Source organism: Roseibium sp. Sym1, from assembly GCF_027359675.1.
In the GTDB taxonomy this organism is placed as follows: Bacteria; Pseudomonadota; Alphaproteobacteria; order Rhizobiales; family Stappiaceae; genus Roseibium.
Genome location: NZ_CP114786.1, coordinates 830,771 through 842,967 on the forward strand (window position 1 = coordinate 830,771; position 12,197 = coordinate 842,967).

Annotated in this window: 6 protein-coding genes; 2 read left to right on the forward strand and 4 right to left on the reverse strand. The window is 61.8% G+C overall.

The genetic code is table 11. From position 1 onward, the window contains the following. Positions 1 to 83: 83 nt before the first annotated feature. From O6760_RS03775 to O6760_RS03785, 3 genes are all read right to left on the reverse strand, one after another. Complete coding sequence (locus tag O6760_RS03775; protein WP_269584151.1) at positions 84 to 4,505, reverse strand: ExeM/NucH family extracellular endonuclease; 4,422 nt, start codon at positions 4,503 to 4,505, stop codon at positions 84 to 86. 611 nt (positions 4,506 to 5,116) lie between these two features. Beyond that, complete coding sequence (locus O6760_RS03780) at positions 5,117 to 5,596, reverse strand: DUF302 domain-containing protein (protein WP_269584152.1); 480 nt, start codon at positions 5,594 to 5,596, stop codon at positions 5,117 to 5,119. Positions 5,597 to 5,702: 106 nt separating this feature from the next. Beyond that, positions 5,703 to 6,854, reverse strand: a complete 1,152-nt coding sequence (locus O6760_RS03785) for a YeeE/YedE family protein (protein ID WP_269584153.1) — start codon at positions 6,852 to 6,854, stop codon at positions 5,703 to 5,705. Positions 6,855 to 7,137: 283 nt separating this feature from the next. Between O6760_RS03785 and O6760_RS03790 the strand changes: the two genes are divergently transcribed. Together O6760_RS03790 and O6760_RS03795 are read left to right on the forward strand one after the other, a co-directional pair. Next, a complete protein-coding gene (locus O6760_RS03790) occupies positions 7,138 to 8,523 on the forward strand; it encodes a tetratricopeptide repeat protein (RefSeq protein ID WP_269584154.1) in 1,386 nt (461 codons plus the stop codon). Between the two features lie 103 nt (positions 8,524 to 8,626). Continuing rightward, positions 8,627 to 9,841 (forward strand): OpgC domain-containing protein, encoded by a 1,215-nt coding sequence (locus O6760_RS03795; RefSeq protein ID WP_269586213.1) that lies wholly within the window; start codon positions 8,627 to 8,629, stop codon positions 9,839 to 9,841. A 169-nt stretch (positions 9,842 to 10,010) separates the two neighbouring features. On the opposite strand, the gene O6760_RS03800 is transcribed toward O6760_RS03795, so the two are convergent. Further along, positions 10,011 to 12,170: a methyl-accepting chemotaxis protein gene (locus O6760_RS03800; protein ID WP_269584155.1), complete on the reverse strand. Its 2,160-nt coding sequence runs from the start codon at positions 12,168 to 12,170 to the stop codon at positions 10,011 to 10,013. Positions 12,171 to 12,197: the final 27 nt, after the last annotated feature.

A 12,197-nucleotide genomic window follows, 5' to 3' on the forward strand; every position in this document is an offset into this window, starting at 1 on the left:
AGCCTGGATGACGACGACTGGGATTGAACATGCAACCAAAACGGCGGCCAGTGGCCGCCGTTCATGTCTCCAACGGCTTGTGATCAGGCCAGCAGTGCGTCGCCCTGAGCACCGAGATTGAGGCCCAGGATGACCGGGTCGTGGTCGGAGGCCGCGAAAGGGTCTTCGTTGTAGAAGCCCGGATCGTTGAAATCCTGGTCGTAGTTGAGGAGATCCGGCTCGTCGGCGTTGATGTGCCATTCGGTCAGGTCGGTCACCTGGTTGGCGAGCGACTCGGAGGCCAGGGCCTGGTCGAGCGTGCCCTGCTGGCCGTCGAAGACGTAGCTGTAGGCCTCGTCCTGGCCGAGGAATTGGTCGATCAGGTCGGTGTAGCCGGCATCGTCGCGCACGGCCTGGACCGGATCTTCCTCGGCATAGGCGTTGAAATCGCCCATCAGCAGATAGTCCGGGTCGGCAATGCCGAGACCCGCCAGAGCGTCGGCATAGCCCCCCTCCAGATAGGCGGCCAGTTCACCGGCCGCGTCCGCGCGGACCTGGTTCCAGAACCCCTGGCCGTTGCCCTGGTCGAAATTCGGATCGGCGGTCAGCGCGTCCAGCGCAGCCTGCACGGCCGCGACCTCGCCTGCCGGCACCGAGCCGCCATCCAGGGCCGCCTGCACACCGTCGGCCAGATCCTGCAGGTTGCTGTCGCCCTTGGACTTGAAGTGGCTGGAGGCGATGGTGAAGACCTCGCCATTGGCATCCCGGAAGGTCGCGATCGTGCTCGGCCGGTTGCGTTGGAAATCGCCGACCTGATCGCTTGAGGAGACATAGGTGTTCAGGAACTCGGCAATGGCATAGGTGTCCGCTGCGGAGGTCTCCCCGAACACCAGGCCTTCTGCATGGACAAGCGTCAACTGCGTGGTGTCGTAGACGATCCCGGTCATGATCGCATCCGTGCCGAGGAAGCCGTCGCCGCCGAGCGGGTTGGCGTAGTCATAGACAGCTCCGGTGCCATCCACCAGGGCCCTGGCATTGAGTGCGTCGACCAGCGCGGCAATGGCGGACGCATCGCTGAACCCGTTGTTTTCGATCTCCTGCAGCGCGAAAACCTCCGCGCCGGTCTTGATCATCGCGTCGACGATCTTGGCGGTCTGCCGATCGAATTCGGCCTGGCTGTCGGCGCCGCGCGGGCTGAGATCGCCGTTCGGGCCGGTGCCGCCGGAGAAGGTGGTGAAATAGTTCAGCACGTTGAAGCTGGCCACCTGGATCTCGCCGCCGACATCGTCCGGCATGTCCTGGCGGGCGCCGGAATTGGTGGCTTCGTCGATGTCGAGCGTGCCGTCGACCAGGACCTTGTACTCGCCGAACTCGTAGGTAAGCACCCCTTCGATCGCCGAGTTCATTTCCGCCCCGAGACGGAGCGTCGGCCCCCCGGCGGAGAAATCATCCCCGGCACTCAGAATGCCGTCGCCGTCGTCGCCGGCGGTGTTGTTGGCGACGTAGCCGTAGCTGTCCGGGTTCTGGCTGGATGTGCCGTCCGTAATCACCAGACGGTTGTTCATGTTGCCGTCGACATGGGCCGCGATTTCGTCGGCTTCAGTCTGGGCATCATAGAGCTGGGTTGCCTGGGTTTGTGTGCCGGCGCTGACGGTGATGTCGCCGAAGCGGTCGAAGTTGAAGTTTTCGATGATGGTCACGCGCTCGTTCTCGATACCGGAGGTGACCGAGATGCGCATGCCCTCATACTGTTCGTAATTGGTGGCAACCTGGGACAGCTGGATGGCCGCAGCCGTCGGCAGCGTGGTCGTGCCGGTTTTCGTCACCTCGGCGCTGCCCAGCTGGGTCATGCCGAAGAATTCCTCGACGGTGCCGGCAACATCGACCGTGTCGCCGACCACGACGGACGGCTCGCCGCCGGTGAAAACGAAAATGCCTTCCGACGTCAGGATGTCGCCGTCGGCATCGGCATCCTCCTCCTGAAGGAAGAAGCCGTTGGCGGTGGTGTAGGTGACCACGGCCGAGACCAGCACATAGTCACCGACCAGCAGGCTCGCGGAACCGGTGCCCTGGATCTCCGAAATGAAGCGGGCCGTCGGTTCGCCGCCGGTGCCGCCGTCATTGGCTTCTCCCCTGGTTTCCGCCGCTGGGGCATTCCAGGAGCCGTCCTCGTTGCGCTGCAGGGACTGGCCGGCCGGTGTCGCGTTGCTTTCGGACACACCGATGTCGGTGGAAGTGACTTCCGTGCCGGCGATGGTTGCCGTCATCTCTCCCTCGTAGGAGAGGAACTCGACCACGTCCGTGCCGTTGACCAGGGCAACCCCGTCCGGCGCCCCGTTCTGGATGCCGTTCGAGGGAAGGTCCCAGACGTAATAGTCATAGGTGCCGTCGCTGGTCATGGTGAGCGTCGAAACATCGACGCTGTTGTAGCTGGCCCCGCCATTGCCGTTGATCAGCTGCACCTGGAGGCCGCCGACATCGGCGTCGGCATTGACCCGGATCTCCACGAATTCGCCGGTGTCGGTACCGTCATTGTCGTAGTGGATTTCGTTGATGCGTGCCTCAATGAGCGGACCGGTCCCACCTGCGTTTTCAGCGCCTTTTGTCTCCGGGGCGGCTTCGCTCCAGGAGCCGTCCTCGTTGCGCTGCAGGGACTCTCCCGCCGCCGTGTCGCTGCTTTCGGCGACACCGACATCCGTCGAGGTCACCTCGACGCCTTCGATCGTTGTGGTGATGACCCCTTCATAGGTGAGAAACTCGACCACTTCGCCGTCATTCACCAAGGCGATGCCGTCCGGCGCCCCGTTCTGGAGGCCGTTCGAAGGCAGGTCCCAGACGTAATAGTCGAAGGTGCCGTCGCTGGTCATGGTCAGGCCGGAAACAGCGGCAAGATTGTATTGCGCTCCCCCATTGCCGTTGATCAGGCGCACATCGAGGGCCGAGACATCGGCTCCCGCATTCACCCGGATCTCGACGAATTCGCCCGTGTCGGTGCCGGCATTGTCGTAATGGAATTCGTTGATCCGGGCGTTGAGTTCGATGCCCGGTGCCTCGTTGGCCGCGCCCCTCGTTTCGGCGGCGGCCTCGTTCCAGCTGTCATCGTCGTTGCGCTGCAGGGACTGGCCGATCTCCGTCCCGCCGGTCTCGGCAACACCGATATCGGTCGAGGTCACGGACTGGCCGTCGATCGTTGTCTCGATCTCGCCCTCGTAGCTCAGAAACTCCAGGACCGAACCGCCATTGACCAGCGCCAGCCCGTCCGGTGCCCCATTCTGCATGCCGTTCGTGGGCAGCTCCCAGACGTAATAGTCATGGGTGCCGTCACTGGTCATTGTGAGGCCGGAAACACCGATGCGATTATATTGCGACCCGTTGTTGCCATTGATCAGGACGATTTCCAGAAACGAGACGTCATCGCCGGCCGCCGTGCGGATCTCGACGAATTCTCCGGTGTCGGTGCCGGCGTTGTCGTAGTGGAACTCGTTGATGCGGGCATCGACCTCCGGGACTTCCACCACGTCGGTGACATTGACGGTGACCGCCTGCGCATCGGTGGCGCCTTCCGTGTCCGTCGCGGTGACAACAAGCTCATAGGCATTGTCGCCATCGGCGTCGGCCGGCATTTCGAAATCCGGTGCCGCGACAAACCGGATCTCGCCGGTGGTTTCATCTATGGTGAACAGCGCCGCGTCGTCGCCGGACAGGGAAAATCCGACACCGTCACTGTCGACATCGCTGGCAGTGGCGGTCGCCACCACGTCCGAGCCGTTCTCGGCAAACTCAACGCTTGGGACCAGCTCAAGTTCCGGGGCATCGTTGGTACCGGTCACGGTCACGCTCACGGTTGCCGTGGAGCTGCCGCCATGGCCGTCATCCACCGTGTAGCTGAAGCTGTCCGTGACGGTTTCCCCTTCCTTGAGCGCATCGAACACGCCGGCGGGGCTGTAGATCACCTTGCCGTCGACAACCGAGATCACCGCGCCCAGGCCACTCAAGGCGTCAACCTGCGTGACGGTCAACGTGTCCCCGTCAAAGTCGGTGTCGTTTGCCAGAAGATCGTCGAAGGTCAGGGTCAGCGCCGTGTCTTCATCCGTGGCGGCAGCGTCGTCCAGCGCCAGCACCGCGTTGTTCCGTCCATCCAGGTAAAGCGTGTAGTCTTCCTCAGCGAAATGCAGTGCCTCGACGCGTTTCAGGTAGTCGACCTCCACCGGGCGGCCATCGTCGCCGAAGCGGGTGACGAGGGCCGTCGAGGAAAACCAGCCGCGGCACAGGTTGATGTCGTAGTCGAAGATCGAGCCGTCAAACGCCGCTGTGTCGAAGCCGCGGCCGCCGTCAAGGTAATCGTTGCCGGCACCACCATGGATCCAGTCATCGCCACGGCCCGCGAGGACGGTGTCGTTGCCGCCGCCGGCCTCGATCACGTCATCTCCACCGAAACCTAGAATGAGGTCGGACCAGTCGGTGCCTTCCAGAAAATTCGGATGACGGTTGCCAAGGATGAGGCCAAAACGGAAATGCCAGCTCATGATAGATTTTCCCCAAACTGCCGATGCGGATCTGGGGCGGTAGGTAGTCCATGCCCCATGTCAACTTTGTGTCAGTCTTCTGACATTTGACCACATGGACAAGCGAAATTTAGCTGGAAAAATAATGCTTTAGCCGTGAAATAATCAGAAAAGCTCAACAATCGCCACTGTTCGGCGGCGCAACCGTTCCCTCCAAGCGGCTGGAGAAATGGAGGTTTTTTGATCTGTCAAAATTACGCATACGTAATGCGACTTAAGGTTTTCTAAATAAAATCTACAACTGAAAAAATTTTTACAAGGTGGAAAAATTCACCGGCAGCCACCTTACCGACCGGACTTCGGAATCAAAAGAGGGCCGCGAAGCGGCCCTCCCATGAGATCGACGTGACACAAAGTCCGGATCAAATCCCAGCGAAACCGTTCAATACCAGAGGCTGCTCTGGCATCGTTCCATTCCGCCCAGACACATGGGCCACGTTCCGATACTCATTAGACATGGGCACACCTCCTTTCAGTTGTTGACGACATGATTAATGTGAGGCCGCAAATGCGGTTGCACAAGCCCAAAATCCGTTCTCGTCTGCCCAACAGATGCGCAAGCGGGTCACCTGTTACCTCGACGCCACAGCCCCGTCGGCGATGGACCGGAAGACAAGATCCAGCTCGGCGGCCAGCGCCGCCAAAGCCTCTCCCCCCTCGTCCATGTAAGGCGCGAACACGAAACTCGGCGTTTTCCAGGACAGGGTCGCCGTACCGTCACTGTTCTCGGTGACATAGAACCGGATCGGCGCCTCGATGCCTGCCGCGACGGATGCCTCCAGCATGCGCACCGCATAATCGTTGCGATAGACGCCGATGACCCGGTTGCCGGGAATGCTGATGCCGCGCCCCTTGGCTCCCGCCGAAGCGCTTGCCTGGGTGATCAGGCCCATCTTGTCCGCCTTGATGGCCGTCTTCAGGTCTTCGACCAGCGTCTCGAAGGCCTTGTCGGTCGGTACGACCCGCCAGCCTTCCCGTTCGGAAAGTCCCTCGGCCCGGGAGATCCCGGTGGTCGTCAGGGCCATCACGACATACAAGATCAACAAGCGCATGCTTCCAACTCCCGCTAACAGTAAGACGATTGCGGGAACCCTAGCGGCCTTCTGCTCACGGGCGGCTCACAATGCGGTGTGCGCTGCTGTCAGCCTATCGCCAGCTTCAGCCCATCCCCAGCTTCAGGCGCAAACGGGTGCCGGCCAGGCTGCCGAGAAAACCGAACGCGAGCCACAGCCAGCCATGCAGGGACCCGGACACAAGACCGCCAAGATAGGCGCCGATATTGCAGCCATAGGCGAGACGGGCGCCGTAGCCCATCAAAAGACCGCCGGCGAGCGCGGTCAGGACATCGCGGCGGTTCAGGTGCCAGACCGGCGCGAAACGTCCCGCCAGCGCCGCGGCTGCCATGGCGCCGAGGATCACGCCGAAATCCATGACGGAAGTGGTGTCGCGCAATACGGAATTTTCCAGCGCGGCGGGCTGCCAGGTCCAGTAGGGCCAGTTCTCAACCGGGATTCCGATCGTCTGGAAGGTCTTGGCGCCCCAGAGCGCGAACGCGGAGGTAATGCCCCAGGGCCGCCCGACCACCACGAATGTCGCGATGCCGACGATGGCGAGCATGATCGCCCCCAGCATCGGCGACCAGGGCCCCCTGAGCAACGATTGGGTCGGGCGCGGCGCAGCGATCTCGCCGTGTTCCCTTCGCTCAATCCATACCGTCAGCAACGCAAACCCGCCCAGAACCAGGGCGGTCAAAAGAAAGGCGCCATGAGGACCGAACTCCTTGATCAGGGAGACCGCCGGGAGTTTCGGCAGGCGGCCCCACAGATGCAAATGGGCCGTCGCGACGACCGATCCCAGGACAAAGGCCGCAAGGGTGATCATCATCCGCGTGGAACCGCCACCGGCGGTGAACAGCGTGCCGGACCCGCAGCCGCCGCCCAGCTGCATGCCGAGACCGAACATGAACGCTCCCAGCGCCGCGGCAATGCCGAAAGGGAAAACGAAGCCGCCGGTGGGCCAGCCGAAGCCGCTGCCCCAGGCGATCAGCGGAAAGGACACCACGCTGGTGAGCAGGATCAGGACAAACTGCGCGCGCAGGCCCGCGCCGCGTTTTTCCGTGACGATCCGCCGCCAGGCCGCCGTGAACCCGAAACTGGCATGATAAAGGGACAGGCCCGCCAGCCCGCCGATCAGGGTTGCCGCCGCCTGACGCGCCCCGGCCTCGCCATAGGCGCCGAGGGCAACCAGGCCGAGCAGGCTGCAGGCAATAGCGGCGACAACAAGCTGCGATTTCTGAATGGTCATGGTCATCCTGGGGTCCGCGCGAACGTGTTTGCCGGCCATCGACCGACCTTATGGAACGGGAGCCTGTCGCGATCAAGGGAACGCGCACGCGGCCCTGCCCTCGGACGGCCATAATTTCGCAACGAAACTACCCTTTGATCGCCTACACATTGCCAACACCTTTTTGTGTTTTGCAGTTCAAGTGCAGCCTGCGGAATTTTAGCGTTAGAAATTCATCGGCCTGAAACCTGTCGAATCCCGCGAAGATGCGGATTCCGGCACTCCGGCCCGGGAAACGAAAAGGCCAGTTATGCGTCTGAGTGATCAATTCGGGTATGACCTAACACTGTCTGACAAGGACGCGCTCGCGGCCTGGAATGAAACCGTCAGGGCGTTCCTGGCCCATGGCAAGACAACTCCACAGCATCTTGAAACCTGCCTGGGCCTTGCGCCGGACTTCGCCCTCGGCCACGCGGCGCGCGGATTGTTCTGCCTGCTGCTCGGACGCAAGGAACTCTATGCCACCGCCCGCGAATGCCTGTCGATTGCCCGCGCCTCCGCGATGCAGACCGGCCTGACCGACCGGGAGACGGCGGTCGTCGACGCGCTCGACGCCTGGCTGCAGGGGTTTCCCAGCCGGTCCGCGGACATTCTGGACGCGTCGCTGGTCAAGGTTCCCGAGGATGCCCTCACGATGAAGCTGGTGCATGCCATCCGCTTCGTGCTCGGTGACTCGACCGGCATGCGCCAATCCATCGAACGCGTTTTCTCCGCCTATGACGAAAACCATCCCGCCTATGGCTACCTGATGGGGTGCCGCGCCTTCTCGCTGGAGGAAACCGGCGACTACAGGCTCGCGGAAGCCTCGGGGCGGCGCGGCCTGGAATATGCCCGCGACGACGCCTGGGGGCTGCACGCGGTCGCCCACGTGCATGACATGACCGGGCGCTCCGAAGAAGGCGCCGGCTGGCTGGAGAACCACCCGGACGGCTGGGCCCATTGCAACAACTTCGGCTATCACGTCTGGTGGCACCTGGCCCTGATGTATCTGGACCAGGGCGAAGCGGACAGGGCTCTGGCGCTCTACGACACGGACATTCGCAAGGACAAGACCGACGACTACCGCGACATCTCGAATGCCGCCTCCCTGCTGGTGCGGCTGGAACTGGAGGGTGTCGACACAGGCGCCCGCTGGGACGAGCTCGCGCTCCTCTCCGACAAGCGGGCGGAAGACGGCTGCAACGTCTTTGCCGACCTTCATTACCTGCTTGCCCTGCTCAATGGCGGCCGCCGCATGGGCGCGGACCGGCTGCTGGCCGGGCTGAAACAGCGGGCCAAGAGCGAAACGGATATCGGCCACATCTGCGCCGAAGCCGGCCTGCCCACGGGCCTGGGCCTGGAACAGTACCGGAAAGGCAATTATGCCTCCGCCTTCACGCTCCTGACCTCCGCCCGGGACGACCTTTACCTCATCGGCGGGTCGCACGCCCAGCGCGATGTCTTCGAGCGGATCACCATAGACGCGGCCCTGCGGGCCGGATTGCCCGGTGACGCGGAAAGGCTTATCAAGAGCCGCACCCACAAGCGCGGCGCTCTCGACCGGTTCGCCGAACAGCGTCTCGAGACGTGCGAGAAGATGCACCGTGCTCAAGGGGTGATGGAAGACAAAAAGCTGCGGGCCAATTTTTCAGCCTGACACCCTCGCCCGGTAAGCTCTTTTTTTTGGAAACGACGTGAACGCGCACACACACACGAAACGCCCCCGCGACCCGCGCCTGGATTTTTTCCGCGGGCTGGGAATGTTCATCATCTATGTTGCTCATCTGCCCAACAACTGGTGGACGCTCTGGATTCCCGCCCGGTTCGGTTTTTCCGATGCCACGGAAATCTTCGTCTTCTGCTCCGGAATGGCGTCGGCGATTGCCTTCGGCAAGATCTTCGACATTCACGGCTGGGGCATGGGGGCGGCCCGGATCCTGCATCGCATGTGGCAGGTCTACTGGGCCCATATCGGCCAGTTCCTGGTGATTGCCGTCGGCCTGGTGATGCTGCATGAAAGCAACTTCCTGAACGACTGCTGCGGCCTGACCCAGGATTACGTGGCGTCGCTCAACCTGTGGCACCTCTACGACAAGACCGAAGTGTCCTTGCCGGGCCTTCTGACACTCACCTGGGTGCCGAACTATTTCGACATCCTGCCGATGTATGTGGTCATCCTGGCGCTGATCCCGGTGATCATGCTGGCGGCACGGTATTCGGTCAAAGCCGCTTTCGCCGTGTCCATCGGTCTCTGGCTCGCGTCCCAGTTCGATCTTCTCAGCCTTCCGGCGGAACCCTGGTCGGACCGGGAGTGGTTCTTCAATCCATTCGCCTGGCAGATGCTGTTCTTCACCGGCTTCGCCTTCATGCGCGGCTGGATCCCGGCACCGCCCGTGAACCGGACCCTCGTGCTCGTCTGCATCGCCGTGGTTCTGGTCACGATCCCGTTCGCCTATTTCCGGGTCTACGGCGAATACCACCTGGACTGGGTCTGGGCGCGCGAGATCCGTGAAGCAATCCGGCCTCTGTGGATCAAGACCGAGTTCGGCCTGTTCCGCTATCTCCATTTCCTGGCGCTGGCCTATGTTGCCTGGGTGGCTGCCGGAGAGCACGGCAAGCGCCTGCTCGGGCATGGCGCGCTGTGGGGACGCTTCGTCAAGATCGTCCAGAAGGTCGGCCAGCAGTCGCTGCCGGTCTTCATGGCCAGCCTCGTCATTGCCCAGGCGGCCGGCCTGTTGCGCGACATGGTCTGGGGCCGGGGCGACTGGATCCCGCAGATCCTGTCCAACCTGCTCGGTTTCCTCGCCCTGATCGCGGTTGCCTATGTCGCCGGCTGGTACAAGAGCCAGCCCTGGCGCAAGCCGCCTGCGGCGCCAAAAGGTGGAAAACCAGACCGGCCGAAATCGCTGCCGGACGACGATTCCGGCCAGCTTGCAAGGTCGAAGGCCGGCGTTCGGGAACCCGCGCTGACCTGAAACCAGGCCGATCACCGGTCAGGCACCGCGACCTGCGGCAGAGCGAAACGACACGCCCGGAGAAGACGGCTTCTCCGGGCGTTTCATTGAGAACGGCAGTCCCGCCGCGAACGGAGAACATCCGGTTGCTCGCCTGCCGCAGCTTCAGCGAGAGCGGCTCACGGTTGGATCAGGCCGCGGTCACGTCAGCAATGAACGCATCGACAACCTGCTGCATTCTTTCCGCATTGGAGGTGACCTCACGCGTCGCCGTTAGCATTTTCTCCGCGGAATTTTGGCTTTCGACGGTAGAGTTGCTTACGCCGACGATGTTCTCCGAAACCTCGCTCGCGCCTTTGGCGGCCTGCTGAACGTTTTCCGAAATTTCAGAGGTCGATGCGCTCTGTTCTTCGACCGACGCCGCAATGGCCTCTGTCGCAGCAAAGATTTCCCGCATGGTTTCAGCGATCACGGCAATTGCCTGGACCGAGCTCTCGGTTTCGCTCTGAATGCCGTTGATCTGGCCCGAAATCGCCTCTGTCGCTTTTGCCGTCTGCGTTGCCAGCTCCTTGACCTCGGCAGCCACGACGGCGAACCCTCTGCCTGCTTCACCAGCCCGCGCAGCCTCTATCGTTGCATTCAAGGCAAGAAGATTGGTCTGCTCGGCAATGTCCTGGATAAGCGAGACGACCTCGCCGATTTTCATCGCGGCCTCGGCCAGTCCGCCTATCTTGGCATTGGTTTCATCCGTCGCCGCGTTTGCCTTTTCGACCGTCGCCTTGGTCTGGCTGATCTGGCGGGCGATCTCGTTGATCGACGAAGCCATTTCTTCGGAAGCACTGGCGACCGACTGTACGTTGGCGGAAGCCTGTTCGGATGCAGCGGAAACGTTGTTTGCACGCGAGCTGGTTTCGTTCGCTGTGTCGAGCAGGGAGGCCGCGGATGTTTCCATCTGGCCAGTGTTCGCCGCCACCACCTGCAGGACGTCCTGCACGGTGCCACGGAAGGAAGAGATGAGCTCTTCGACACGTTGCTGGCGGGCCGCCCTGGCTTCCTGTTCCGCTTCGCGTTCGGTGCGCATGCGGACGCGCTCCAGGGCGTTTTCCTTGAAGATCTGCACCGCCGCGGCCATGTCGCCCAGTTCGTCGCTACGATCGCTCGAGGGAACCTCGACGGTCTCCAGCGCTTCCTGACTTCCGCTGGCGAGTTCGACCATGGCAGACGTCATCTTCTGAATGGGTTTGGCTGCCGCCCGTCCGACGAACAGGCCGAGACCGGCGATCAAGACCACCGCCGCAGCAAGGACGATCACCATCACCTCGTTGACCTTGTTGATGATGGTATAGGCTTCGTCGACCGGTATGCGAACCAGAACGGACCATTTGAGACCCGGGTAATCGTAGGCACCGTCCGAATGTGCGTATCCGGCTGCCTGCTCGACTTTCTTGCGCGCATGAACAGCGTCCATGCTGCCCGTTTCACCGGCAACGGCTTTTTGCGCGGCTTCAACCTTTTCCGCAAGATTGAATTTCCCGATAATATCCGGATTGCGCCGGTAAGTGGTCCAGCCTTGCCCGACGGGATCGTAATCGACGATAATCTTACCTTCCGGGTCGAGCACGGTTATCTCCGCGCTCTTTTTGCCTTCATTGGCAAGCCCGTTGTAGAAAGTGCCCACGATTTCTTCGACCAGACCGAAATCCGCGAAGTTGACCCAGACGCCAATGGGCTTTCCGTCCGTTCCGGAGATAGGTGCGGAGAACGGGATCACATAGCCATCGTCCTTGTACAAATTCGCGACGATGTCGATCCGCTCGGGTTGCTCAACGGCCGTTCCGGTCATGCCATTCGGGCCGACAAGAAACTCGTGATCGCGCGCCTTGGCAAACCAGGTCTGCTTGCCGAAATTCTTGCCGATCATCGGCGCGGTATCCAGCGGTTTGCCCGTCGCGGTCACTGTATTCGCGGCGACCACGTTGCCGTCGAGATCCAGAACCAGCATCAACCTGTAGATCCCGTAACCGGTCGTATATCCGTTCATCGACTGGATGAGCGGGTTGTCCGCGCCGGTGCTTCCCCAGTTTGAGGTGTCCTTGACGGAAGCATTCAGTGCGAAAGCCTGAACGTCGCCATACCGCTCGAACAAATTCCGGTCGATCACATCGCCGATCGCCACGGCCAGTTGTTCGACGGGCTTTCTGAACGCTTGCCTGAACTCGCTTCCCTCAAATTTATAGAACAGGAAGATCGTCGCCGCGGGGACCAGGCTGAAGACCAGCAGCAATGCCACAAGCTTGTGGGCGATTCTGAATTTGAACCGGCTCGATGCGCTCTTATGTAAATTTGACATCCGTTACTTACCTTACCTTCAGGAATC

Excerpts from the sequence above, each read along its gene's own strand:
- O6760_RS03775 (WP_269584151.1), bottom strand. The coding sequence starts at position 4,505 with ATGAGCTGGCATTTCCGTTTTGGCCTCATCCTTGGCAACCGTCATCCG.
- O6760_RS03795 (WP_269586213.1), top strand. The coding sequence starts at position 8,627 with ATGTTCATCATCTATGTTGCTCATCTGCCCAACAACTGGTGGACGCTC.
- O6760_RS03785 (WP_269584153.1), bottom strand. The coding sequence starts at position 6,854 with ATGACCATGACCATTCAGAAATCGCAGCTTGTTGTCGCCGCTATTGCC.
- O6760_RS03800 (WP_269584155.1), bottom strand. The coding sequence starts at position 12,170 with ATGTCAAATTTACATAAGAGCGCATCGAGCCGGTTCAAATTCAGAATC.
- O6760_RS03780 (WP_269584152.1), bottom strand. The coding sequence starts at position 5,596 with ATGCGCTTGTTGATCTTGTATGTCGTGATGGCCCTGACGACCACCGGG.
- O6760_RS03790 (WP_269584154.1), top strand. The coding sequence starts at position 7,138 with ATGCGTCTGAGTGATCAATTCGGGTATGACCTAACACTGTCTGACAAG.